At 36.8% G+C, this 25,768-nt stretch carries 21 protein-coding genes and 2 pseudogenes; 1 reads left to right on the top strand and 22 read right to left on the bottom strand.

Annotated features, from left to right (window positions below; all coding sequences use genetic code 11):
- Positions 1-13 precede the first annotated feature (13 nt).
- The 7 genes and pseudogenes from KFZ56_RS19535 to KFZ56_RS07160 all read right to left on the bottom strand — a co-directional run bounded on the left by KFZ56_RS19535 (position 14) and on the right by KFZ56_RS07160 (position 8,698).
- Positions 14-981 (bottom strand): annotated as a pseudogene (locus tag KFZ56_RS19535) (N-acetylglucosamine kinase).
- 148 nt (positions 982-1,129) lie between these two features.
- Positions 1,130-2,653 carry an argininosuccinate lyase gene (gene argH / locus KFZ56_RS07185; RefSeq protein ID WP_222641190.1) on the bottom strand — a complete coding sequence of 508 codons (1,524 nt, stop codon included), beginning with the start codon at positions 2,651-2,653 and terminating at the stop codon, positions 1,130-1,132.
- Between the two features lie 16 nt (positions 2,654-2,669).
- Complete coding sequence (locus KFZ56_RS07180; protein WP_222641188.1) at positions 2,670-4,397, bottom strand: ABC transporter permease; 1,728 nt, start codon at positions 4,395-4,397, stop codon at positions 2,670-2,672.
- 4 nt (positions 4,398-4,401) lie between these two features.
- The gene (locus tag KFZ56_RS07175; RefSeq protein ID WP_222641186.1) at positions 4,402-5,478 is read right to left on the bottom strand and encodes an ABC transporter ATP-binding protein; all 1,077 of its coding nucleotides are present in this window, start codon (positions 5,476-5,478) and stop codon (positions 4,402-4,404) included.
- 151 nt (positions 5,479-5,629) lie between these two features.
- Positions 5,630-6,358, bottom strand: a complete 729-nt coding sequence (locus KFZ56_RS07170; protein ID WP_222641184.1) for a creatininase family protein — start codon at positions 6,356-6,358, stop codon at positions 5,630-5,632.
- A gap of 89 nt (positions 6,359-6,447) precedes the next feature.
- Positions 6,448-7,512, bottom strand: a complete 1,065-nt coding sequence (locus KFZ56_RS07165; RefSeq protein ID WP_222641183.1) for an extracellular solute-binding protein — start codon at positions 7,510-7,512, stop codon at positions 6,448-6,450.
- A gap of 25 nt (positions 7,513-7,537) precedes the next feature.
- The gene (locus KFZ56_RS07160) at positions 7,538-8,698 is read right to left on the bottom strand and encodes an ROK family transcriptional regulator (RefSeq protein ID WP_222641181.1); all 1,161 of its coding nucleotides are present in this window, start codon (positions 8,696-8,698) and stop codon (positions 7,538-7,540) included.
- A 756-nt stretch (positions 8,699-9,454) separates the two neighbouring features.
- Between KFZ56_RS07160 and KFZ56_RS07155 the strand changes: the two genes are divergently transcribed.
- The gene (locus tag KFZ56_RS07155) at positions 9,455-9,940 is read left to right on the top strand and encodes a transposase (RefSeq protein WP_222643923.1); all 486 of its coding nucleotides are present in this window, start codon (positions 9,455-9,457) and stop codon (positions 9,938-9,940) included.
- A gap of 46 nt (positions 9,941-9,986) precedes the next feature.
- Here the strand turns inward: KFZ56_RS07155 and KFZ56_RS07150 are convergent, their stop codons facing one another.
- From KFZ56_RS07150 to KFZ56_RS07080, 15 genes and pseudogenes are all read right to left on the bottom strand, one after another.
- Positions 9,987-11,267: an ABC transporter substrate-binding protein gene (locus tag KFZ56_RS07150; RefSeq protein ID WP_222641179.1), complete on the bottom strand. Its 1,281-nt coding sequence runs from the start codon at positions 11,265-11,267 to the stop codon at positions 9,987-9,989.
- A 118-nt stretch (positions 11,268-11,385) separates the two neighbouring features.
- Positions 11,386-12,195 carry a carbohydrate ABC transporter permease gene (locus KFZ56_RS07145; protein WP_222641178.1) on the bottom strand — a complete coding sequence of 270 codons (810 nt, stop codon included), beginning with the start codon at positions 12,193-12,195 and terminating at the stop codon, positions 11,386-11,388.
- The gene (locus KFZ56_RS07140; RefSeq protein ID WP_222641177.1) at positions 12,192-13,091 is read right to left on the bottom strand and encodes a carbohydrate ABC transporter permease; all 900 of its coding nucleotides are present in this window, start codon (positions 13,089-13,091) and stop codon (positions 12,192-12,194) included. Before KFZ56_RS07140 ends, KFZ56_RS07145 begins: the two co-directional genes overlap by 4 nt.
- Positions 13,092-13,136: 45 nt before the next feature.
- Complete coding sequence (locus KFZ56_RS07135) at positions 13,137-14,012, bottom strand: fumarylacetoacetate hydrolase family protein (protein WP_222641176.1); 876 nt, start codon at positions 14,010-14,012, stop codon at positions 13,137-13,139.
- A gap of 26 nt (positions 14,013-14,038) precedes the next feature.
- Entirely contained in the window at positions 14,039-14,794 is a 756-nt protein-coding gene (locus KFZ56_RS07130; RefSeq protein WP_222641175.1) for an SDR family NAD(P)-dependent oxidoreductase, read from the bottom strand.
- Between the two features lie 12 nt (positions 14,795-14,806).
- Positions 14,807-15,112 carry a M20/M25/M40 family metallo-hydrolase gene (locus tag KFZ56_RS07125; protein ID WP_222641174.1) on the bottom strand — a complete coding sequence of 102 codons (306 nt, stop codon included), beginning with the start codon at positions 15,110-15,112 and terminating at the stop codon, positions 14,807-14,809.
- Between the two features lie 57 nt (positions 15,113-15,169).
- A complete protein-coding gene (locus tag KFZ56_RS07120; RefSeq protein WP_222641172.1) occupies positions 15,170-15,994 on the bottom strand; it encodes a M20 family metallopeptidase in 825 nt (274 codons plus the stop codon).
- A 24-nt stretch (positions 15,995-16,018) separates the two neighbouring features.
- Complete coding sequence (locus tag KFZ56_RS07115; RefSeq protein ID WP_222641170.1) at positions 16,019-17,116, bottom strand: Gfo/Idh/MocA family protein; 1,098 nt, start codon at positions 17,114-17,116, stop codon at positions 16,019-16,021.
- A gap of 33 nt (positions 17,117-17,149) precedes the next feature.
- Positions 17,150-18,301: a mandelate racemase/muconate lactonizing enzyme family protein gene (locus tag KFZ56_RS07110; RefSeq protein ID WP_222641168.1), complete on the bottom strand. Its 1,152-nt coding sequence runs from the start codon at positions 18,299-18,301 to the stop codon at positions 17,150-17,152.
- 36 nt (positions 18,302-18,337) lie between these two features.
- Entirely contained in the window at positions 18,338-19,630 is a 1,293-nt protein-coding gene (locus KFZ56_RS07105) for an aspartate aminotransferase family protein (protein WP_255584903.1), read from the bottom strand.
- Between the two features lie 38 nt (positions 19,631-19,668).
- Positions 19,669-20,433 carry an IclR family transcriptional regulator gene (locus KFZ56_RS07100; protein WP_222641164.1) on the bottom strand — a complete coding sequence of 255 codons (765 nt, stop codon included), beginning with the start codon at positions 20,431-20,433 and terminating at the stop codon, positions 19,669-19,671.
- A gap of 124 nt (positions 20,434-20,557) precedes the next feature.
- Entirely contained in the window at positions 20,558-21,424 is an 867-nt protein-coding gene (locus KFZ56_RS07095) for an MBL fold metallo-hydrolase (protein WP_222641163.1), read from the bottom strand.
- 816 nt (positions 21,425-22,240) lie between these two features.
- Complete coding sequence (gene xylB, locus KFZ56_RS07090; protein ID WP_222641162.1) at positions 22,241-23,740, bottom strand: xylulokinase; 1,500 nt, start codon at positions 23,738-23,740, stop codon at positions 22,241-22,243.
- 22 nt (positions 23,741-23,762) lie between these two features.
- A complete protein-coding gene (gene xylA, locus KFZ56_RS07085; protein ID WP_222641161.1) occupies positions 23,763-25,088 on the bottom strand; it encodes a xylose isomerase in 1,326 nt (441 codons plus the stop codon).
- Between the two features lie 37 nt (positions 25,089-25,125).
- Positions 25,126-25,511: pseudogene (locus KFZ56_RS07080) on the bottom strand (ABC transporter permease subunit); the annotation flags it as partial.
- Between the last annotated feature and the right edge of the window lie 257 nt (positions 25,512-25,768).

Here is a 25,768-nt window from a genome sequence, read left to right as displayed (position 1 = left end):
CCAATTAAAACATTTATCCATTCAACCCTCTTTGAATAATTAAATCAATGGGTATATCGTAATCAGTAATTATATCTACATTTGCCATGTTATCTTTAATTTGGCGAATTAATTCACTATTAATATATTCACTATTTTGTAAGACTCCACCAAGCATTAATAACTTAAATGGTTCATCTGAAATATCAGCTCTTTTCACAGCCGTAGATACCAGACAATAAAGTTCTGTAACTGCACGATTTAAAATGCATTTACTGGCTGGATCACCTAGATGGTTCGCTTCTCCAACAATGGTTGATACTTTACCCACTTCGTGAATAGAATAATTAGGTCCATATACCCAATCATATAATTGTTCATAGTCTTCGAACTGAAAGTGATTTAACACTAGATGGGATAAAATTGTTTCAGGTTCCCTACCATCAAGCATTTTCATGATAGTTCTTATAGCCTCTTTTCCAATCCAGTATCCTCCACCTTCATCGCCAATCCTATGCCCCATCCACCGGAACGGACATAATGACCCTTTCCATCATGAGCAAAGGCAATCGAGCCCGTTCCGGAAATGAGAATGGCACCTGGTGTACGGTTCGTCTTCCCAAGCAATACGGACAATGCGTCATTCTCTACAATTACTCTATCAATGTGAATGCCGATTTCTCCAATTACCTGTTTTACAATTTCTTGCACATTTACTTCATCTTTTCTAGTATCTATTCCAGCTAAAGCAAATACACCTACATTAAAAGTGATTTCTGTATCATGAGGGAAAGCAGTCCCATTTAGAAGATTAATTGCTTTTTTTATTACGTGTTTCAGTGCTTTAATAGTCTCTGTTTTCCCAGAAACCTGGTAGTTTGAACTACCGGATGTTCCGGAACTTAATACTTTTCCACGGGAATCCGTAATGACAGCAATAGTTTTTGTCCCACCACCATCTATAGCCAAGAGCGGAAATTTATCTCGACCCGTTCTCTGCATAGTTGGATTAGGATATGATTTTTCCTTCTGGTTTATTAGACCATTCATAATAGATGCACCAGATGAAAACTCAGTCTCACTTCTGCCAGATTCGTCTTTCGAAAAGCAGTTATATTTCCTTCCTTCTGATAAATGATGATATCTTACTTTATTTATCATGGTTCACCATTCTTTTTATTCTCTCATTAATCTTTTTATTTGCAGACTCTAATACATCTCTTTTTTTCTGTAACCAACTATTTAAATGACTTTGCTGTTGAGCCCTGTCCTCAATTGTATTTTTCATTCTTTCCGGGCTCGGTCCACCTTCAAGTGAGCGAATATTGATAAAATGTTTTGGATCAAGCGCGTCTTTTAAATCCTTTTCCGTTAAATTTAATTTATTTCCTGTTATTTTTTCGGCATGATCATTTAAATGGGACAAATGAAATTCTTCTAAAGACTCTTTTCCTTTCGAAGTCAAATCTTTTACTGAAGAGCTGACAATTTCATGTGCCTTTCGGAAAGAGATATTGTTAGTCCGAACTAGAGTGTCAGCAAGTTCTGTGACATTCGCAAAGCTTTCCTTTGCTCGTTTGTATAATTTTTCTTTATTTACTTCCATTGTCATTAATACGCCCGATAGTAAATAATAAATACTTTCAAGTTTCTCCATGCCTTTCCACATATATGGCTGCATATCATCCTCAGTGTCGACAATATCACCAAACGGTGTGTTGTGCATCATTGTCAATACTGTCTGCGTGTCACCCACAACTCCTGATAATAGTGAGCGCATATGTTCAATCGAAACCGGATTTTGTTTCTGGGGCATGATTGAACTGATCTGAACGTACGGCGAAAACAACTTGAAGGCTCCGTATTCCTGCGTTCCCCACAAAAGCAAGTCTTGCATTGATCTGCCCAAATTTATGGCAGCCAATTGAATAGACGTTGCCGTCTCGCCTATATAATCCGCGCCAGCAACAGCATCCCAAGCGTTATCGATTCTTTCTTCAAATCCGAGCATCTCCTGAACCGATTGCCGGTTAATGGGAAACCCAGAAGTCGTCAAAGCCGCCGCTCCCATGCTGCTCTGATTCACCGTATTATAAGCTGCCATTAGACGGTTGATATCTCTTGTCAGCATATCCGTCATAGCATTAAAATAGTGCCCCAGTGTCGTGGGTTGTGCCTGCTGTGTATGCGTATATCCGATCATCACTGTATCAAGATGTTCTTCCGTCAATTCATTTAGACTTTTACGTAGGTGGAGAGATGCTTCGATCAGATTCAGCAGCCTTTTACGAAGATTCATCCTGTAAATGGCAATTCCCATATCATTTCGGCTCCGGGCAATATGAAGGTTTCCTGCAATTTCACCTCCTTCTTCAATGAGAAAATGCTCAATTTCAAAGAACAAATCTTCATAAGACGAATCATATCTTCTTTTTTTAACCTCTTCGACATCAATCTTTTTCAATGATTGAACAATTTGAATTGCATCTTCCTTATTCACAATCCCTTCTTCATAAAGCATGATTAAGTGTGCATAATGTATTTGAAGCATGGGCTGAATGGAGTTCATTTTTGCATTGTTATAAGCTGGCTCAAGAACAAGTTCCCGATAGGTTTTTGATGGGAATCTGATACCTTCCATATCCAATATTTTTTGTCGATGAAATGTCGTCATTTCCAGTCACTCCTTCTTAAAAAGTAGTACTTGTATTGTTATTATCACCTTTAATTTTTTCATTGATGAAGAGAACAATAATAACCAAAATGATTTGAAGTACGCCATATGCACATGCTATTCCGAACTCAAATGAGTACAACCTATTCCATATACCGACAGATAATGGCATGTTGGAAGGTGTATAAATTAAAATTGACGCAACAAACTCCGTTAGACCTTGAATAAAAGCCAGTAGTGTGCCAGCTAAAATCCCCGGCATAATAAGTGGTAAAACAACTCTCCTGAATGAATGCCACCAAGATGCCCCCAAGCTTTGTGCTGCTTCTTCAATTGATTGATCCATTTGCATTAAACTTGCCTGTGCATTGCGGAAGACAAGCGGCAACTGTCTGAGAAAATATGCTAAAGGCAAAATCCAAAAAGTACCAACCAATACTTGGTTAAATGAAAAAACACTAGGATCGCTGAAAGCTGAAATCAGATTAACTGCTACCACAGTGCCTGGTAGCGCCCAAGGTACCATAATCAATATATCCATGAAGCTTTTTCCTTTAAAATCAAAACGAACCATCGCATAAGCAGCTGCAACACCAAAAATGATATTTCCAATAACAGCAATTGTACTCATTTGAATGCTATTCCAAATGGGCGCCCATATACTTGAATCCGTAAACAGAGCAATATAATGCTGTAAGGTATAGGATTCAGGTATCACTTGCGTTGTCCAGGCTCCGTCTTCAGCGAACGAAATCAACGCGATGACCACGATCGGAAGCATTAAAATGACAACGCCAATGATGGATCCGATTACTGCCAGATATTTGGCAATAGACGAGTGGACCTCTGCCCTGTGAGCACCGACACCTTTGCTCTGATTTGTATAATTTCTCCTGTTTTGATACCACATCATCAGTATCAGAAATGCAATTGATACAATGGAAAGAATGGTCGATTGTGTTGCCGACATTTCTAGGTTACCATTTGTACGGGAAAGCGTTATTTGCATTGTCATCGTTCTTTCGACACCGAACATTAATGGAGCAGTATATGATGCCATTGAAATCATAAACACAAGTAATGATGATGCTACCATTGCAGGTGTCAACATAGGTAAAATAACTTTTAACCAAATAATTAATCGACCTGCACCCAAATTTGAAGCTGCTTCCTCCAATGATAAATCCAATCCCTTAATCGCTACGGAGGCACTCAAATAAAAATAGGGATACATTGTAAAGGTATGAACAGCCATAACACCCAAAATCCCCTCTAGGGAGAATGGAACGTCCTCCAAATAAAAAATTTGTTGGAAAAAACGAGGGAAAATTCCTGTTTGGCCATATAAAAAGTCAAATGAAAGGGCACCTATTAAATCCGGTAAAGCCATAGGTACCAAAACAAGTACAGATAAAACTTTTCTTCCCGGAAATTCAAATCGGTTTAGTAAGAAAGCCATCGTCACTCCGACAATAGCACATGTAATGACACTCACGATCGATATAAACACACTATTTCTTAATGATTCCAGATTGGCTTCAGTAGAAAAAAAGTTTATATAATTGGATAATGATAAAGCACCTTCTTGATCCTTTACACTCTGTGAAAGCGTACTGAACATCGGATAAATCACATAAGCTAATAATACCAGAGCCAGAGGTGAAATTAATATATATACAAAATATCTCGATTGTGTCATTTTCTCCCAAATTGTCTTTTTGGGGGCGATTGTTCCATCAGTCATGCCCTCACCCCTTTTCGCTCATAAAATATATCCCGTTTTCGGGAATGTTGAGAGTGATAGTATGATCACGTTCCAATATATTGGAGCCCGAATTGACAATCATCACGTTCAATTCATGATTGCCAACCTTGACAAGATAGTTAATACTTACCCCGGAAAACTCAACCATCTGAATTTTGCCATCGACTGAATTAAGACCTTCATCGATCTCAATGATTTCGGGCCGTATGGAGAGTAATACTTTTTTGCCTTCTGTGATATCAACATGCGGGGAACCGTTCTCTTTTATTCCTTTAAGTGAAATGCCCTCGCCAACATCAACAATGACATGATCACCCAATACTTCCGTGATAGTACCTTCTAAAATATTTGATTCACCGATAAATGAAGCAACAAACTGGTTAATCGGTCTGTTATAAATTTCTTGAGGAGTACCGATTTGTTGAACCTCACCTTCACTCATGACCATAATTCTATCAGACATCGCCATCGCTTCATGCTGATCGTGCGTGACATAGATTGTGGTGATTCCTAGTTCAGCTTGAAGTCGCTTAATCTCAACCCTTGTTTCTTCACGTAATTTTGCGTCCAAGTTAGACAATGGTTCGTCCAACAATAATATGTCCGGTTCAATGACAAGCGATCTTGCTAGTGCCACGCGTTGTTGTTGTCCCCCGGATAATTCTGTAATTTTTCTATCTCCATAGCCCACCAATCGGACAAATTTTTGTGCTTTTTCCACCTTTTCCTTTATAACACTTTTTGAATTTTTCCTAACTTGTAGACCAAATGCAATATTTTCAAAGACAGTCATATGCGGAAAGAGCGCATAATTTTGAAAAACCATGCCGATATTTCGTTTGTTTGGTTTTACCGCGGTGATATCTTTATTGTCGAAGGCTATTTTACCTTTTGTAGGAAAATAAAACCCTGCGATCATTCTTAATGTTGTTGTTTTACCGCAGCCACTTGGACCCAAGAATGTGAAAAATTCCCCGCTTTGTATATCAATGTTGACATCCTCAACACCAATCGTTTCACCAAACATTTTCGTTATATTTTCCAATCTAACACTTTTCATTTCCTTCACCTTTCTTTTTACAAAAATCGGTAGGTAATTTTATTTGATTAGAAAAACTGGAAAAAGCTAATTCACGATATATGGAGAGAAATCTTACGAGAAAAGTGGTATTGTTAGTGAATGCTTATCTCCTTGGTTTATATGTGAAAAACTACTGTATCCAATTTTCTATTAGTCTATTTAAGTTATCTGTTGCTTCCGCAACAATTTTTTTACCCATTTCAAATGAAGTTTGCTGAATCAATCCTGTATAGCCATCCCAAGACTTAGGATTGCCTTCAACAAGTGTATACGGTTGAGGAGAGAGTTTTTCGACATCAGGAAATTCTGTATCACCTTCCTGAATATGTACCAGATGAGGCTGAAATGCTTTGGTTGCTGACATCTCGTAGGGTCCTCCATGGCCTCTACCTTTTGTATAAACCATTCCCAATTCCTTTGCTTTTTCGATTTCAACCATTTGCCACCAGTTAATCAATAAAAAGCTGGTATTGTTATGTTTACTTGTAACATATTCAGCGACAGTTCGTGAGATCCCTATATTTCCATCATGCGCATTCAAAAGCAAGATTTTCTCTATACCTTGATTTATAATCCCATCGACAATGTCGATTAAATATTCTTGAACGATTGATGATCGAATAGGAATGGTACCATTATACTTAACTGTCTTTCCTGGACAAGCTGTATACGGTACAGTAGGAAAAATGACGCCACCTAATTCAGTGTTAATTTTATTACCAAATCCATCTGCCAAAAAGATGTCAGTTCCAAGCGGTGAATGCGGCCCGTGGTATTCAAAACTGCCTAAAGGAACAACTGCAAATTTTGCATCAGTAAGTTCGTCCAATTCTCTTCCGTGTATATCTATAGCTTTCACTGTTATCACTCCTGTTTGTTTTGGCGGTCATCTGGGAAGGAACAGGGTACCACTGTGCCCTGTTCCTGATAAATTGCTTTCATCAATTTTTAGTTAGAGTTTTTTATATTTTGATCCCAATGTTCCATCCATTCCATTTCATTCTCAGCCATGATCTGCCAATCCAAATCCATCTCATTTAATTCAAGATCCTTCAACCAATCAGCCTGCTCTTCATCTTCTATATCAGTACGCGTTGGAATTTGAAAAAACTCGTCTGCTAAGTTTGCTCGTATTTCTGTTGAAAACAGGAATTCAGCGAACAATTCTGCATTTTCTGCATTTGGCGCATCATTTACAACACCAACAGCATCTACCAGTATCGGCGCACCGCTTTCAGGCATGACATAACCAAAAGGCTGACTTTGCTGTTCGCTTTGCAACAATATGTCCTGCAGGTTCCATACTGAAAGCGTTCCTTCCTGGCGAGCGAGTTGCAAATATAGATTCGTTGGATCCTGTGCATAATTTGCTGTATTTGCATCAAATTCTTTTAACCATTCAAAGCCCGCTTCAGGATCTTCGGGATTCTGGTCGTATATCATAGCTGAATAAATCGTCCGCATTGTCCCTGATGGTAATACATCTCGGATAATGATTTCATCTTCCCATTGTGGATCAAGTAAGTCATCCCAGTCCTGTGGTGCTTCTTCTTCTGAAAGTGCATCTGTATTGTACATGATAACTTCAGGTAAAATGATTTCCCCGTACCAATGACCTTCAGGTTCCTTATACTCTTCGGGGATGGTGTCAGCGAATTCTGGCTCAAAGGGTTGAAGTAACTCCTCTTCAACTCCTAAATCAAAGGCAGATTGTGTACCGCCCCACCAGAAATCACCCTGTGGATTGCTGCTTTCGCCGCGGACACGTTCAAGTATATCTTGTGCACCCATTGTTAATACTTCAACATTTATATCTGGATACTCCTCCTCAAATAGTGGGATAACCTCGTCAACAACGTTCTGATCTCTCGCTGTATAAATGACCAAATCTCCGCTTTCATTTTCACCTTCATTGCCTCCATCTCCAGAGCTTTCATCACTTCCGCAAGCAGCCAGAAGGATGAAAGGAATGGCAATTATAAATATGAATAGCCAATTCTTTTTACTCCCCATAATTAGACCTCCTAATAAATTAAAGTTATTTTAAAACCGAAGTGGAAAAATTCTCTAAGGCTAAATATACTGCCCCATATAACCCAGCCTTGGAACCCAACTCAGTTGCTTTTATTTCAGGCATTCTTCTAGGGACAAATTTTTCAATTGTTTGTTTATAACGATTCAAAGAAGATTGATCCATGTTTACAAGTTCCCCTGAAATTATGACCGCTTGTGGGTCTATTAAACTGATGATATTAATTGTTACTTTAGCCCAATGGTCAATCGTATCATTTAAAATATTTCCAACCATTTTATCATCTTTATGTTTTTGCAAAACCTGCAATAGTGAATAATTTTTTCCATCTGTAGGGTTAACGTTTATCTCTCGCAATTTCTTAGTAACACCAAACATCCCATAGTTTGTTTCAAACACACCCGAATCCAGATTCATTTTTTGTTCGTCACCTAACATCATATAGCCTATTTCACCTGAAGCTGAATGAAATCCTTTGTATAACTTGCCATTCAAAAAGAGTCCACTTCCAATTCCATTCCCAATAAATAAGTAAACAAAATCAGAAATATTTTTTCCTTGTCCTTTATAGAACTCGCCAACTGTCATAAGATTGACATCGTTTTCAACAATGACATCCTTCTTCAACCGATTTAATAATTCTTTTCGCAAATTAATATCATGCCATTTGATTGTTGGAGAAGAAATAATAATACCTTCTGAATCCATTTCAATACCTGAAATACCAACAACTACACCTAAAACCTTTTTAAAATCTGCTTTTACTGATTCTAATAAACTCATAATTCCCTCTATTATTAAATCAATAATAATCTGACCTTCAGTTTGCGAAGTGAAGATTGTTTGGGAAACTTTTATGATTTCACCATTCATATCAGCAATTGCAAAAAAGATTATATCATTCTCAATTGAAATACCGATTACATAACTAGATCGAGCGTTGTATACAAGGTATATCGGTTTTTTCCCACCGCTGGAGGGTCCTACCCCTGTTTCAAATACGAGCTCTTCCTTAATTAAATCGTTCACAATCTCTGATACTGTGGGTTTACTGAGTTTTGTTTTTTTTGAAAGATCTGCTCGGGATTGCTCAGGATTGCTTTTCAGTTCATTAATAATTAACTCTCGATTCATTATTTTCGCTAATTTTGGCGTAGACTTTTTCATTTATTACAATCCAATCTGCATCAGCATAATATAGTTATTCATTTTAATCCATGTTAAACATCCCCTTAATAAGCCAATTTCTGGATGAACTTAGTTAGTTAGGTTTACTATCTAAGCAAAGTGTAATACGAAAGCGATTTCAAGTCAATATTTTTCAAAAACTTTTTTTCCGATCTTTTTTCTTACCGATAACTCCCCACTCATCGTTCCAATGTTTATTGAAAGTTACGCAAATTGTAGGAGGAATATTCAAAGAAAGATGCTGACCTAAAGGTGCTAATTCGTTATACTTTTTATGGATTTGTCAAATAAAGTGTGTAAGTTAACTCTTACTCAAGATATTTTAAAACCCCATCGTGAAGATTTTGATGTAGAAGGAGTTGGTTCATAACCATGGATCGGTTTTGGATATGGCCAGGGAGTATAAACTGATAGTCCTTCTAAACACTAAACTTAGGGGCTGGGACAAAACCCTAATGAATGAAAATAATAAGCCTGATATCATCATGAAATTGGTTGAGGTATCATGCTTATATTTGTTTAATGTTAATGTTCACTTTTAGGTCAACAAAAAGGACACCTTTTGATAAAGTAAAGTTACCAAACATTATTTTTGGAAGTGTCCTTATGTTTAAAACATAGATCAGGTTGTTTTGCCTTTAGATTTAGAAATTAAAATCGCAAAGAAAGGAAAAAGAAATATAAGGAAAATACTATTAACGCCGCCAATTGGGTGTATGACGAGGAAAAGGATGCATTCACCTGTCAAAATGCAGGAAGGTCTTATTTCACTATTGGTCTTACCGAACGGACCGTTACGGCTATACCCGAACCTTTAAAGTTTATGAATGGGAAGATTGTTCCTATTACTCGCTACACCCTCAATGCACGAAGGCGAAGGAAACAACTAGAAAATTTATTATAACGAAAAATGGGAAAACCAAAAAGCCTATACAAGGCAGAAGCTTTCGGAAGAAGAACAGGAGAAATTTACGGTTCAACGTAAAATCAATATGGAACCTGTTTTTTGGATTTCTGAAGGCTAATTTACGTTTCACTCGTTTTTCCGTTCGAGGAAAAGAAAGGGTGGATAATGAATTAGGATTTGCCTTCATGGCGGTAAACTTGAGGAAGTATACCGCCATGAAGGCCAGTCCGAGTTTAAATGGAAGCCATCATCCAAACCAAAAGGAATCCCTTCATTTATTTTTGATGAAGGGATTCCTTTTTAAGTTATTTTAGGCTAGTTATGTCCCAGCCCCATCAAATCTAATGAAAAACTGTCTCTTTACTTTTGAAGTAATTCGTTAATTTCACTTTCGGTCTCTTCTAATAAACTTTCTATATCCTCCCCTTGTACAAGCCTTTCAAAGGACTGTGCAATAGCTTCGGATACCTCTAATTGTTCAATTGATGGCCCCGCGGTAGCCTCAGACGGATTGGTATTATTTAGAGCGTCATACGCTTCTTTCAGCTGCTCGTTTTCATTATAAGCTTCATTTAAAGGATCAATTTCAACCGCCTCTTGTGTTACAGGAACATATCCAGTAGATGCAGCCCATTCTGATTGTGTTTCTGCACTAACCATAAATTTAATGAACTCCCAGCCAGCCTCTTGCTCCTCTTCTGTACCTTGATTAGATAACCAAAGTTGTGAACCGCCTTGGTTAACACCTGCCCATTCTTCTCCATCCGGAACTGGAAGAGGTGCTGTTTGAAATTCAAAGTCAAGCGTTTCAAGCCAAATTCCTGTAACAGCTGAAGAGTCCGGATACATGGCAAGTTCTCCAGAAGAAAAGGCTAATTGCATATTGGACCATTCACGTCCATAGTTACCAAAATGCCCATTTTCATTCATTTCATTGATCCAATTGTATATGTTCTGTCCAGTAGGTGTATTCAGATTAGTTTCACTGGGTTCTTCTCCTAATCGTCCATTATCATTATTAAAAACAAGCTCATTTTGAACGGCAAAGAAATTATAAATAAAAGAAGTGTCCAAAGGAATAGAAAACCCATAAACATCACCAGCTGTTAAAGTACCAGCTGCCTCTTGAATTTCGCTAAACGTTTGTGGTGGATTGTCTGGATCTACTCCTGCTTCTTCAAATATTTCTACATTATAAAATAATAAAGGAACAAAAACATTAAATGGCATAGAATATAATGTCTCATCTAAAGAGTGATTTGAAATTACCGCTTCATTCATTGTTGAAATATCAAAATCGCTATCCTCGTCTATCATTTCTTCTATTGGTCTAATAAAACCACTTTGACTATAATATGCTGTATTTCCTCCCATAAATACTTCTGGTGCTGAGTCCGTTGCCCCTACAGTGCGCATTTGCTGTTGCACATCATCTTGAAATGAAGCGTTCACTTCTACAGTATCTGATTGCTCATTGAAATTATCAATAATCCCTTCAAGAGTGACTGCATTATCTCCATCTAGATTATGCCAAAATGAAATAACTGTTTTACCATCTTCCGTGGTTGTGGTTTCACTCGAGTTGCCGCTACATCCGGCTATTATAAGGACTAAAGCAATTAATACTATTAGTTTTTTCAATTCAATCATTCCTTTAAAATATATTTAGGCCTTTTTAACCTAGATCCATATTTTCCAAAGTCACCAGGGGCATATGCTCATTAATCTAAATATATTACACCTCTATCCCTTTTTACTTTTATCCTTTAACACCTCCAGAAAGCAACCCTTTTCGAATATATTTCAATCCAAAGAAAAGAATAAGTAATGTAGGTAACAAGGCAATAATGGCACCTGCCATAACAATAGGCCAATCTGTCGAAGCCTGTGAACTCACCAACATTTTAAGGCCAATTTGAATAGGACGGACACTATCATCGCTAGTCATTATAAGTGGCCATAAATAGCTATTCCAAGATGAAATAAAAGCAAATATACTAAGTGCCCCTAAAGTAGTTTTAGACAATGGTAGTGCAATTGATAGATAATAACGAAAGTATGAAACTCCATCCATTCGAGCAGCATCCCACAACTCTTTAGGAAGTGTTAAAAAATGTTGTCTTAGTAGAAAGACTCCAAATGGCGTTACCAAAGTCGGTGCAATTAAGGCTTGATAAGTATCCAGCCAACCTAAATTAAGAATCGTTACATGATTAGGTACAATTGTTGATTCAAAGGGAATAAGCATCGTGCTCAACAACAAAATAAATAAAAAATTTCTTCCCTTAAAAGGAATAAAGACAAACGCATATGCAGCTAAGCTACAAAGAATTATCTGACTGACCATAGTTACTGTCGCAATAAGAAAACTATTGAAGATAAATTCGAGTAGTGGAATTCTTTCAGCTGCATCTAAATACCCTTGAACATTTGGGTCGGATGGTAGCAAAGCTGCATTGTTAATATCATCTGCAGACATAAAACTCACTGATAGAGCATAAAGAATAGGTGCAAACATTATAAATGCGCTTATTGAAAGCAACACATACAAAACAATTTTTTTCGTCATTGATAATGCACCCTCCTTTCTCCCACTTTAAATTGAATTAAAGTGATAATTAAGGTGATTATAAATAACATGACGGCCTGAGCGCTGGCAAGTCCATAATTACCATAAATAAATGATTCTCTATATATAGAATAAACAAGTAAATTCGTTGCTTCTGTTGGGCCTCCCTCGGTCAAAATATGAATTTGTCCAAATGATTGAAGTGCATTAATAAAATTAATAATCGTAACGAAAAACAAAACCGGACTTAACAAAGGTATCGTTATTTTAAATAAACGAACCCAATATCCTGCCCCATCCACAGTAGCGCTCTCATATAAATCCTTGGAGATATTTTGAAGGCCACCTAAAAAAAGAATAAAGTTTAAACTAAGACCCATCCAAATGGTTGCTAAGGCTACTGAAAATAATGCCCAATCAGGAGATGTAAGCCATTCAACACTCGGTATACCAAAATACCCCAGGATATTATTGATTGTTCCAAGTGTCGGATGGAAGAAAAAAAGCAAAATCGCAGAGCTAGCTGCTCCAGAAATCCCCAATTGTGAAGAAAAAATCATTTGAAAAAATTTATTCCCTTTTAACTTCTCATTAGCTATAACTGCTAAAAAAAGGGAAAGCATAATTGTTAGTGGAACGGTATAAAGTACAAACAGGAAAGTTACTTTAATACTATTTAAATACGCCGAAGAGCTAAATAAAGATAGAAAATGTTCTAAACCCACAAATTCAGTCACAATTCCTCCATCCAACACATCAGAGACACTGAATTGAAGTGTTTTGATAATAGGGTAGAAAAGAAATACTCCCAAAATTAAAAAAGTAGGAAGCAAATATAATAAACCCATTCCAAATAATTTTAACTCTTTAACGAAGGTTTTTTTTAATGGTTTCATTTTTCCACCTCTTTTTAACAAATTCCTTCTTAAATTACTTTAAGATTATTCTTCAATTCTTTTCCTTATAATATTATGAAGTTTACCTAACCCTTCAACTTCAACCTCGATTTCATCACCATCTGCCAACCACACCTGTTCTGATTCTTCCAAACCTAAAACTACACCTTCTGGGGTCCCTGTCAAGATAACATCACCCGGATTCAAGGTCATATAATGCGAAATATAACTTACAATTTCATCACAATAGAAAATCATGTCCTTCGTGTTAGATTTTTGCCTTACTTCTCCATTTATCGTACAACTTATATCTAGCGAATTAGGATTTTCAATCTCGTCTGCTGTTACTAAATAGGGGCCTAATGGACAAAACCCATCAAGGTTTTTTCCAAGGAGCCATTGATTAGTTCGAAATTGCAGATCCCGGGCTGTTAGATCATTTGCTGTAGAGTAACCAAAAACATGTTCAAGTGCATGCTCTTTTGAAATTTCCTTTGTTTCTTTTCCTATTACAATGGCCAATTCTGCTTCATAATCAACTTGTGTGGAATCATTTGGTAATTTAATAGATTCCTTGTGACCTGCAAGTGTATTATTATATTTATTAAACAATATAGGGGATTTGGGGATCTCTGCTCCAGATTCCTCCGCATGTTTACGATAATTCAGTCCAACACAAATAATTTTACCTGGATCTGTTACACACGGTCCTATATCGAGATCACCTTCATTTAAAAATTTCAACTCATCATCTTTAAGTGCTTTGTCATGTAAATTGATCAATTCATGGATTGAGCTATTTTTAATAACAGCTTTCACGTCAGGAAAATTAGGGAACTTTTCAGTCACATTCAATATCCCTTTTTTTGTACTAATCCCTAGTTGCTCCTCTTTATCTGTCCGAATTGTTAATAATTTCATTAAAATGACCTCTCCTTTATAAAAAGTTAAAATTCACTTGCGTTAGCAAGATGACCACCATCAATAATTAATGTTGTTCCTGTTATATAAGATGCTTGATGTGATGCTAAAAAATATACTCCATTTGCAACTTCTTGTACGGTACCCAAACGATTCATGGGCGTCTTTTCTGTCAGTTTAAGATTGTTTTCTTTCTGTTTTAATTCACGGTCTAAAGGTGTATCAATAAACCCTGGAGCAACAGCATTCACTCGAATATTATATGTTGCCAGTTCTACAGCCATCGATTGTGTTAAAAGGTTGATACCTGCCTTTGAAGTATTGTAATGAGCTAACTTCGAACTACCTGAAATCCCATTTTTTGAAGAGATGTTTACGATAGAACCTGAAACTTTATCTTCGATCATTCGTTTGGCAACGATCTGGCTTAATCGAAATGTTGCTCGTAAGTTTACATCTATAATTTGATCCCAAGTAGATAAAGGGATGTCTACAAATGATTCGCGTATAGCCAAACCAGCATTGTTAACTAATACATCTAACCCTCCCAAGTTATTCCATGTCCAATCAATACTTGATTGAAGCTCTTTTTCATTTCGCAAATCACATATTATAGATTCAACAACTTCTGTTGAGGATTCCAATTCTTTCGCTGTTTCAGACAATTTTAATTCATCTTTATCTAATAAAATTACCTTTGCACCTTGCGACAAAAATTTTTCTGCAATACCTTTTCCAATTCCACTCGCAGCTCCAGTTACTAACACTCGTATATTCCCCAAGCATGCCACCCCTCAACGATAAGATATGTTACTGTTTTTGATACCTAAATACTCATGAATAAACTGTAAATAGACTTTTATCGTATTTTCCAATTCACTTGTTTTTACATATTCAACTTCACCATGTGCCTTACTTTGATCTGGACCATAACAAACAGTTGGTATATTCATCTCTTTTACAAAAATACCAGCATCCGTAACTAACTTCTTTCCTACAAGTGGCAAATCAATTCCTCTTACCTGCCTTACAGATTCCTGAAGAGCTTTAACTGCTTTATCCTCTTTATTTATTCGGTAACCATCTCTTACCTTTTTCATCTCTAAGGAAATTTTTACACCATGTTTGTTCGCTATACTTTCTAATAATTCTGATATTTAACCTTCTACATCATTATAAGATTCACTTGGTCCATACCTTCTAACACCTTCTAAGAAGGACTGATTTGGCATTTGATTATAAAATGCTCCACTTTGTACTTGTCCAATAAAGTAAGAACCATATCCAATATCTTCTATTTTCAATTTTCTAAGGTTATCATTTTCTTGGTCCAATGCCTCAACAACGTCTGCTAGTACAGTAATTGGATGTGGTGTTCTATCAGGTGTGTATAGTTGATGACTTGGTTGTCCGTCTCTTTCGATAGTTACGTTAAAGGTAGCAGATCCTAATTGTGCGACTGTACAATCATACGTGGCGCCTTCCATCACAACTGCAGCATCAGCTTGTAACTCCAGATTTTTAGTCAAAGCAATTAAATCTTCTCCACGTCCTCCTGGGCTTTCATGCATACTGTTTGCAATTACAATGATCTCACCATTTACAACTGATTTCGACAACTCCAGTACTCTTACTACTTCCAAAATACTAGCAAGAGATCCTTTCATATCACATGTCCCTCTACCATAAATCTTTCCATCCTCAACGTAGGGAGGTGTGTGATCAAGAGTTATAACGTCCATGTGTCCGTTGAATAGTAATGTCTTTCCTTCAGGATTAGTTTTTTCTTGATACCTTCCAATCAATGTAGGGTTATCGGGGATAAATTCATATTTTTCAACGATAAATCCCGCTTGCTTCAATAACTTCTCATAAAGGGAAGCTACTTCAACTGTATCTCCGGCAGTATCTTGAACATTAACAAGTTCTAATGTATTATTAATGACCTTGTCTAAATCAACTTGTTCAAATAAAAATTTCATTTTCTTCCCACCCCATTTTTCTATCTACCATTTACGAACATCGGGAACTTCTACAGGTATCCCGTCAGCTACGATAGATGCCTCTGATAACAGACCTGGTAACGTGTATTCAAGTGCCTTGTATATATCAATTTTTACTGGTTTGTTTTCACTAATACATTTCACAAAATCTTTTACCATAAAATAATCTGCTCCCCAGTGATGCGAATCATTTGCCTCTTCAGGGAAGTTCACTAGTTCTGGAGGCAGAAAATCAGCATATAGATCGGATAAATCCATCCATTGTTCACTTGATTCAGCATAGTCTTCCAACCACACTCTATGCTTCTCTCCAGGAACTCTAGGTGCTTCATAACATCCTTTCGTTCCTTGTAATGAATAGTAACCCATATTATGTGGCCTATTTGATACCATATCTAACCTAATATTGATTAATGCACCATTTTCGGTTCTGCATAACATAATCGTAGTATCATCATTTTTATATTCTGATACGGTATGCGAACCTGAGCCTAAACAATTAACATATTTAACTCGCTCGTTAAACCAATTCAAAGTTGGGCCAAGACTATGTGTGCCATATGTTAACCCACGTTTATTCATCATATCTTTTTTGCGCCATGTTGGCTGTCCATTATTATCATAATGAAGGGAAGTAACATTATGAAGGTATTCTCCCTCAGCAAAATAAATTTCTCCAAACACTCCCTTCTCCACCATATTGCGAATAGCAACGTTCTCACGAATGTAACAATAATTTTCAGCCATCATATATTGGGCTTTACTTTCTTTTACCGCTCTAAGTAAAGACCGACAGTCTTCAATTGTCGTTGCAGCTGTAACTTCCGATAATACATGAATATCCCGGTTAAGTGCTAATATTGCCTGTTCGGCATGAAATTTAAGGGGGGAAGCAATAACGACAGCATCGATATCAGCATCCAGTAAATCTTCATATTCTGTAAAGACATATATTCCAGAGTATTTATGTTGAAATTGTTCAAGAGCTTGTTGGTCAGGATCCATAACAGCTACTACTTCTGCACCTTCCACCTTACTAAAATCTTTATAAAAATGTTTTCCTCGATTCATTCCTGCAATACCTATACGCAATTTCCTCATATAACTATCTCCTTGATTTCATTCATTTTTGATTTAATTTTCTACCGATTGCCTTTTTTCCCAGCCATCTGAGAACAATGGTAAAAAGTTATTCGAGTTATATGGATGCTGCTGTACAACATCATGATTTAATTCCACACCCCATCCAGGACGATCACTTACTGTCATATATCCATTCTCAACCTTTATTGGATCAGTCAACAATTCCTGTGTCCAATCCACATTAAAGTCATCGAATACTTCATGAAGATAGAAGTTAGGAGTCGCTGTATTCAAATGGGCACAAACAATGGAACATAGAGGGCCTTGGGCACTATGTGGTGCAGTCACCCCGTTATTTGCATGTGTCATCGCCGCAACTTGTTTAGCAGCAGTTATACCTAAATATTGAGGTTCTAATTGAATAATGTGAACAGCATTATGTGCTAACAATTCCGAAAATTGTTCTTTACAATAATAGTCTTCCCCACAAGCAATAGGGACAGGGCTTCGCTTTGCCACTTCGACCATGGAGGAAATTTTCTGTGGTGGTACTGGTGTCTCAAACCATGTTGGCTGATATGGATACATCGCTTCTGCAAATTGTAATGCTGTATGCACGGTAAATCTATTGTGACCTTCTACTAAGATATCAACTTCTTCTCCTACTGCCTCTCTTACGGCTTTAATATTCTCAATCGCATAATTAAAATCTGGACGATCAACTATGCGCCATGCAGACCCAAATGGATCAAATTTCAAAGCTGTATACCCTTTTCCAACTACGTGTTTTGCATTTTGGTAAAAGTTTTCAGGAGTACGAGCAGAACGATACCATCCATTAGCATATGCACGTAATCGCGGTTGAGCCTTTCCGCCTAGAAGTTTATATACTGGAACTCCTAACGTTTTCCCCATAATATCCCAGCAGCCATATTCAATACCTGAAAGAGCAGCTCCATGTATTTGGCCACCATCTGAATAATAATCTCGGAATAAGCTGAGGGAAAGACGCTCTACATCAAAAGGATCTTTTCCAATAACTAACCGTTTTAATTCGTGAACTGCTGCTTCTGTTGTTTTGGCAAAACCATTAAGTGTAGCTTCGCCTAATCCGGTTATTCCTTCATCTGTTTCAACCTGCGTGAATACCCAGTTCTTCCAATTGTTTCCGACAATATACGTTTTTACATCTGTTATTTTCATTGATAAACCTCCCTTAATTCGTATTTTTTTTAATCTTTATTCCCTAACTAATTCACGTAATACATCATCTATAGCCTCTAAAGTCTGATCAACTTCTTTCTCTGTATGGCTATAGCTTATATGATTGCGTTTTAAGTTCATTGGCATTTTGTATATACCTTTTTCAATTAGCTTTTTTCGATAGGCAACATAAAGGTCACCATCATTATTTTGCAGATCTCCATAATTTTTCGGTAATGAATCCATAAAGTACGATGTCCATACAGAACCAATTCCTGTCACAATTGCGTTAATATCTAGACGGTCGTGTATTTCCTTAATACCGGAACGCATTCTGTCACCAAGTCTAAAAATATGATCATGTACTGGTTCATTTTCCATCACCTCAATCGTAGCAAGTGAAGCTGCAGTTCCAACTGCATGGCCATTATATGTTCCAGCAAACCATACATCACCACCCGGTTGAGTATTAAAGCGAGACATATATTCTTTCTTACCAGCAACTGCGGCAATGGGATAACCATTTGCCATTGCTTTACCTAATGTTGTAAGGTCCGGCGATACTCCGCTAACCTTTTGAAAGCCACCAATATCGTGACGAAATCCTGTAATCACCTCATCAAAAATGAGTAGTGCCCCATATTCAGAACAAAGTTTACTTAATCCTTCTAAGAACCCACTCTCTGGCAAGACGCAACCAATGTTATGCGGAATTGGCTCAACCATAATTGCTGCTACTTCACCTTGATTTTCTTTTAACGTTTGTTCAACATTTTCTAGGTTATTAAAAGTACAAACAAGTGTATTCTCGATTGCTTCTTCTAACATGCCAGCCGATCCCGGATCACGCTTGCCAATTTTGTCCCAGTCACTCAGCATATTACGTGCCACATAATCATGCCAGCCATGATAACATCCTTGAAATTTAATTAACTTTGGTTTCTCTGTTACCGCCCGCGCTAATCGAATAGCATGATAAGTAGCCTCGGAACCTGAGTTACAAAACAACACCTGTTCTGATGATGGAACATGTTGACAAATTTTTTTCGAAAGTTCGATTTCCAAATCTGTTGTTCCCACACCGAATAAATCAGTACGAGAAATCGCATCTATCACTCTTTCATTTACTTTTGGATAATTATGACCTAAAACAAACGGTCCAAAAGCTGCTTGATAATCAATAAATCTGTTTCCTTCGACATCTTCAATATATGCTCCTTCGGCTTTTGTAAAAATAAGATGTGGATCTACATTCCGAATTGAAGTATGAACCCCACCTGGTGAGTATACATTTGCTTCCTGATAGAACTGCGCGTTACTTTTGTTCATAATTGAGGCCTCCATTTTAGTAATTCGTGCATCTATAATTAATAATTTACAGATCCTAACTCTTTTGAAATGTTTTGGGCTACCCGTTTTAATCGCTCTATTAACTCATGAGCATTTTGGAAACTCAGCATTGAGGAATGACCAACAATACTAACAGATGCTACAACGTTATTTTCATTAAATACCGGAACACCAATACACCTCACCCCTATTTCTCCTTCTTCATCTTCAATGGCATGTCCAACATTCCGAATCTCCTTTAAGGCCTCCTTGAATTCATCTACGTCTGTTATGGTATGTGGTGTATGTATTGCTAAGCCTTTCCTGGCAATTATGTCGTCAAGCTCTTGTTCGGTTAAATAAGCTGCAATTGCCTTACCCAAGCTGGTTACATGAAATTCTGATCGCAACCCCGGGTAAGTAGAAAATCGGATAAACGAATTTGGCTCGACTTTATCAACATATAATAATTCCCCCTCATCGATCACCCCCAAATGAACCGTATATCCCGTTTCCTCCATTAAGTTCTCAATGTATGGTCTTGCAATTTTCACTATGTCTACTTCTGAAATATAGGACATACCTAATTCATAAAGTTTAACACCTGTCTTGTATTCACCTTTTTCATTCTTTTTTACAATGTCATGCTCTTCAAGTACTTTTATAATTGAGAATACAGTTGTCTTAGAAATAGCCAATTTTTTATGGATTTCTGTAATGGTATATTCCCCTTGCGATTCAGCAATTAAATTCAATATAGCAATTGATTTTTCAAGAGCTGGAACATTGTATTTTGCGGTCATTGATTTCGCCATCCTTCATACTTGAATAATACGCTACTTATATTTATTAGCTGTAAAATACCTATTAAAATTTTGTAAAAAATTAATAAAACGCTTTCATTTTATTCTAAAATACTTTTACTTTCTAGACTTCAGATAGATAAACCATTCGTTCACCTGGGACCATTAGTTTAAATTTTTGCCCCGGATAGTTTTGATAAATATAATCTACAAAATAGGCCGGATTTTCCGTATTAGATTCAAATAAATCATAATGCGCAGGCACTATTAAATCGATCCCCACAGCTTGTGACAATTCAACAGCATCCCGAAAATCCATATTACCTAACACTCCTTGTTCAGATCGTCGCCAATCTCTTCCGTTAATTGGTAAGTACGCAATCGCAATAGAAAACGGGTATAGATATTCAATAAGCTCATTAAAAACAATTGTATCCCCAGCATGGTAAAATGTTACACCATTTATATTAAGAATATAACCAAGATAATAGTGATCCCCATTCTTATCAATAAGATAATCTTCATGTTTAGCTGGTATAGGTGTCACCTCTATCCCATTTACAACCAGCTTTTCTATAGCTTTAGCAGCATAAATACTTTCTTCTTTAATGCCCACTTCTTTTAACTTTAAAATCGATGGTGCAGGACAGATGAATTTCACCTGTGGAGAGTGTTTTGCTATTCCTGCTAAAGTTTCGGGATCAAGATGGTCCAAGTGATCATGTGTAATGAAAACAATGTCAGCGTTACTAATATCATCCGGTTGGATTGGAGGATCATAACTGCGCTCCAATAAACCAGGCTCAACAAGGTTGTTATCTTCTATGTAGTTAGATAAATAGGGATCAAAATAACACATACCATGTTCTGATTTTAAAACAACACCTGATTGCCCTAAGTGCCATAAAACAATTCCATTTACTGGTGCCTGAGTTTTTTCCAATTGGTTAATAAGAGATTTTCCAGAGCGATAAATTCGATTGTGTGACACCTTTACCCCTCCTCAAGTAAGCATACACATTACTATACATTATTCTGTGTGTGGAACTTAATTCTGTATTATGAATTATAAATTATTCTTTTAATTTCGTCAACAAGGAAATTTTAATTTTATTATTTTTCTTACACATTCTCCTTACTACTATTTGTAATCTATTCCTACGAAGAAAATAGGTGTAACTTTTTTTGAAATATTGGAGGATCAAGATGGTATGATGAAGTAGATACTATTTAAAAAGCCAACTAGTGAAACTAGGAATTTATCTATCGAAGAAAACGAGAAAAAAGAGAGAAGATATTTGGAAATCATTTCATTGGAATAACTGAATACAAATGAAATTAGGGAGTGTAAACTGAAATGTGTAAGTGAGGGAGCGTACTTCACAATTCAGGGTATACTGATAGTCCTTCTAAACACTAAACTTAGCTCCCATCTATTCAAATAGATGGGATGGGGACTATTGAATACTCAACTTCTTTTCTATCTCAATTTTTACGTCCCCAGTAGTATAGAATAATTCAGCTCTTTCTCCAGAGATATTGTAAACAGGCATTTTATACTTTCGTATGTAAACGCCTGATGGGCCACGACATAAAATTAAATAGTAGCGCATTGCAATTTAATATTATATCTTTTTTAACCAATGTAGCTATTTTCTTTATAAAAGGTTGCCTAACATGTGATTGTCGTAGAAAAGAATCATCACTAATATCCAAGTCTGTTCTCCCTACCTTGTTGTACTTCTCTTGTTTCATCTCCCACTGAAAAAACATAAATAAAACACCAGCTAAAAAAGCTGGTGCTTCATTATTTTCGGTATTCTACCAATTTCTCATTCAACTCTTTCGTCTGCCTATAGACTTCCTGATATAAAGTGAATAATTTTTTATACTGTTCCACATTAGCTCTATTTGGCCGAAATACTTTATCTTCCGCCAGAAATTCATTCGCACACTCCTGCAGAGAATCAAACCATCCACAACCATAGGCTGCTAACATAGCCGCTCCCATTCCTGGACCTTGCTCACTGGACAATTTTACGACTTTCGCATCAAAGATGTCTGCCTGTATCTGTAGCCAGTCTTCACTTTTCGCGCCTCCACCAGTTGAAATAATTGTATCAATAATCTTTCCATTTTTCCTGAAAATGTTAATCGATTCATGCAATGAAAACGTAATTCCTTCCATCACTGCCCGGACAAAATCCCGTCTAACATGCGATCCATCGATCCCAATAAAACTAGCACGAATAGATGCATCCGCATGAGGAGTTCTTTCTCCTGTCAAATATGGCGTAAATAATAAACCATTCGAACCGATAGGAACGGTGTCCACGTCAGCTACAAACTCTTCAAAGGATTCATTATCCGCAAAAACATCTTTAAACCATCTAAGACTATAACCGGCTGCGAGCGTTACGCCCATCGTGTAAAATGCATCCGGAGCTCCATGATTAAAATAATGCACTTTCCCTTGAAATTCCTTTTCATTACTAGATTCATAGGACAAAACAACACCAGAAGTTCCAGTACTAACTAATGTCTTCCCATCTTCTAAAATACCAGAACCAATCGCTCCACAAGCATTATCCGCTCCACCAGCAAAAACACGAGTCGTATTCGTAAGTCCTGTTTTCTCAGCAACTTCAGGTGTCAAATTCCCTACTTCCGCATGTGATTCTACTAATGGTGGACAAACAGCCAAATCAATTCCGAGAACATCGCATATTTCTTTGCTCCATTTTTTCTCTGTCACATTGAATAACAACGTACCAGCTGCATCCGAATATTCCATTTGTAACTCGCCTGTTAATTTGTAGCGTAAGTAATCTTTAGGTAAAACGAATTTATCTGCTTTTGCGTATACCTTTGGTTCATGCTCCCTTATCCATAATAATTTTGGTAATGTGAAGCCTTCTAATGCAGGGTTATTCGTTATTTCCAATAAACGCTCTTTTCCAACAGCATCATAGATTTCCTGACATTGCGCCGTTGTGCGTGTATCATTCCAGAGAATGGCATTACGCAAAGCACCATTATTTTCATCCAGCAAGACTAAACCATGCATTTGTCCGGAAAAACTAATCCCTTCAATATCAATTGGATCGCCATTAAAGGTTTTCAAGAGATCAGACAGCCCCAAAATCGTCTGATCCACCCAGTCCTGCGGATTCTGTTCACTGCATCCTGTTTTTTCTTGAATTAATGAAAGGGATTTTGATACAACATAGACCACGTCTCCGTGTTGATTAACGAGCAAAATTTTAACCGCACTTGTCCCTAAATCGACACCAATCACGTATTTCATAGCAATACCCCCATGTAAATACTTATTCCCCTGTGTACTCTCTTAACAAGTACTGATTAATCGTAGCTTTAATTTTTTCCAAACGGCCGGATTGATTAGTGATTTCATTTAATCCCAATGCATGTTGCTCCAATTTATGAAAATCCGATTTCCCTTCCACGATATCTAATCCAATTCCTTCGGTGTAACTCTTATAGCGACCATCAACGACGTCATCTAGTACGTTATCATCGACTAATTTTTGAGCCACTCTTAGCCCAACTGCAAAGCTGTCCATTCCAGCTATATGCGCGTGAAATAAATCATACTGCTCAAAGGAACCGCGACGGACCTTTGCATCAAAATTCAGACCTCCACGGCCCAGTCCACCATTTTTAATGATTTCATACATTGCTAACGTTGTAGAATATAAGTCTGTTGGGAATTCATCTGTATCCCAACCTAGTAGTGTGTCACCTTGGTTAGCATCAACAGAACCAAGCATGTTATTCACACGAGCATAGTTTAATTCATGTTCAAATGTGTGCCCAGCTAAGGTTGCGTGATTTGCTTCAATATTAAATTTAAAATGATCGTTTAGTTTGTAATTTTGTAAGAAAGCAAAACCAGTTGCTACATCAAAGTCATATAGATGTTTCATCGGCTCTTTTGGTTTAGGTTCAATGAGAAATTGCACATCATTGCCAATCTCCTTAGCATAATCTACCGCCATATGGAAGAAACGGCCTAAGTTATCCATTTCTAACTTCATGTCAGTATTTAACAAGGTTTCATAACCTTCACGGCCTCCCCAGAACACATAATTTTCTCCCCCAAGTTCCTTGTTAATTTCCAGTCCTTTTTTCACTTTTGCTGCAGCATATGCAAATACATCCGCATTGTTAGAAGAAGCTGCACCGTGAACGAAGCGAGGATGTGTGAAATTATTTGCTGTATTCCAAAGCAGTTTCGTTTTACTGTCTTTCATATAATCTTTCATCATACTTACAATCGTATCTAAATTTTGGTTCGTTTCTTTTAAATTACTTCCTTCTGGTGCAATATCAACGTCATGGAAACAGAAAAATGGAACATCGAGTTTTTCAAATAACTCAAATGCAGCTTCTACCCGAGCTTTTGCCAAATCCATTCCTTGATATTTATCCCATGGACGAATCGCAGTACCAGTACCGAATGGATCCGATAAATCTTCTGTAAATGTATGCCAATACGCTACACTGAAACGGAGATATTCCTCCATCGTTTTTCCATCGACTTTTTCCTCCGGGTTATAAAATTTGAATGCATATGGGTTTGTTGAACTGGCACCTTCGTATTTGATTTTGTTAATATTGTTGAAATAAGTCATGAATTATATCTCCTCTCCTAAATATATTACTTTTTAATTAAGTAGTAGAAGCTAAAGTTTGCTTTCTACTTGAAACATCTATCCATACAGCTATTATTAAAATTAACCCTTTAACGATAGATTGCCAAAACGTTTCAATGTTTAACATACTCATTCCATTATCAATACTAGCCATTAATAAAGCACCTATAATCGCACCTATAATATTACCTCTACCACCCATTAAGCTTGTTCCTCCAATAACACAGGCAGCAATTGCGTCTAACTCATACATTTCACCTGCACTAACCGTCCCTGCATTGAGTCTACTGGTTAGGATAATCCCAGCTATTGCAGCAAGTACCCCTTTAGTATAAAAGCTACTAACGTATTCCTCTTAATATTAATACCGGATAACCCCCAACTCCTGAAATCAGAACCAAGACGTTATATTGATTCATCTTATCCCATATATAATTTATTTAAATTAAATCTTAACTGTTTCATAATTTAAATTTTAATCGCGCAAAAACAAAGTACAACTATATACGAATAATGATAAAAACAATAAACAGCCAAAAGCATTAAAATTCGTATTTGATGAATTGAATATTTCAAAATATTTACTAAATTCCGAATCACGAAGAGTCTATGCTTTTCATAACTATATATTCAAGATAATATTCAGCCTGATCTTCGAA

Source organism: Virgibacillus sp. NKC19-3, from assembly GCF_019837165.1.
Lineage (GTDB): Bacteria > Bacillota > Bacilli > Bacillales > Amphibacillaceae > Virgibacillus_L > Virgibacillus_L saliphilus.
This window is presented reverse-complemented; position numbering and strand designations above follow the sequence as displayed.

Excerpts from the sequence above, each read along its gene's own strand:
- argH (WP_222641190.1), bottom strand. The coding sequence starts at position 2,653 with ATGACGACATTTCATCGACAAAAAATATTGGATATGGAAGGTATCAGA.
- KFZ56_RS07180 (WP_222641188.1), bottom strand. The coding sequence starts at position 4,397 with ATGACTGATGGAACAATCGCCCCCAAAAAGACAATTTGGGAGAAAATG.
- KFZ56_RS07175 (WP_222641186.1), bottom strand. The coding sequence starts at position 5,478 with ATGAAAAGTGTTAGATTGGAAAATATAACGAAAATGTTTGGTGAAACG.
- KFZ56_RS07165 (WP_222641183.1), bottom strand. The coding sequence starts at position 7,512 with ATGGGGAGTAAAAAGAATTGGCTATTCATATTTATAATTGCCATTCCT.
- KFZ56_RS07160 (WP_222641181.1), bottom strand. The coding sequence starts at position 8,698 with ATGAAAAAGTCTACGCCAAAATTAGCGAAAATAATGAATCGAGAGTTA.
- KFZ56_RS07145 (WP_222641178.1), bottom strand. The coding sequence starts at position 12,195 with ATGACGAAAAAAATTGTTTTGTATGTGTTGCTTTCAATAAGCGCATTT.
- KFZ56_RS07140 (WP_222641177.1), bottom strand. The coding sequence starts at position 13,091 with ATGAAACCATTAAAAAAAACCTTCGTTAAAGAGTTAAAATTATTTGGA.
- KFZ56_RS07135 (WP_222641176.1), bottom strand. The coding sequence starts at position 14,012 with ATGAAATTATTAACAATTCGGACAGATAAAGAGGAGCAACTAGGGATT.
- KFZ56_RS07125 (WP_222641174.1), bottom strand. The coding sequence starts at position 15,112 with ATGAAAAAGGTAAGAGATGGTTACCGAATAAATAAAGAGGATAAAGCA.
- KFZ56_RS07120 (WP_222641172.1), bottom strand. The coding sequence starts at position 15,994 with ATGAAATTTTTATTTGAACAAGTTGATTTAGACAAGGTCATTAATAAT.
- KFZ56_RS07115 (WP_222641170.1), bottom strand. The coding sequence starts at position 17,116 with ATGAGGAAATTGCGTATAGGTATTGCAGGAATGAATCGAGGAAAACAT.
- KFZ56_RS07110 (WP_222641168.1), bottom strand. The coding sequence starts at position 18,301 with ATGAAAATAACAGATGTAAAAACGTATATTGTCGGAAACAATTGGAAG.
- KFZ56_RS07105 (WP_255584903.1), bottom strand. The coding sequence starts at position 19,630 with ATGAACAAAAGTAACGCGCAGTTCTATCAGGAAGCAAATGTATACTCA.
- KFZ56_RS07100 (WP_222641164.1), bottom strand. The coding sequence starts at position 20,433 with ATGACCGCAAAATACAATGTTCCAGCTCTTGAAAAATCAATTGCTATA.
- xylB (WP_222641162.1), bottom strand. The coding sequence starts at position 23,740 with ATGAAATACGTGATTGGTGTCGATTTAGGGACAAGTGCGGTTAAAATT.
- xylA (WP_222641161.1), bottom strand. The coding sequence starts at position 25,088 with ATGACTTATTTCAACAATATTAACAAAATCAAATACGAAGGTGCCAGT.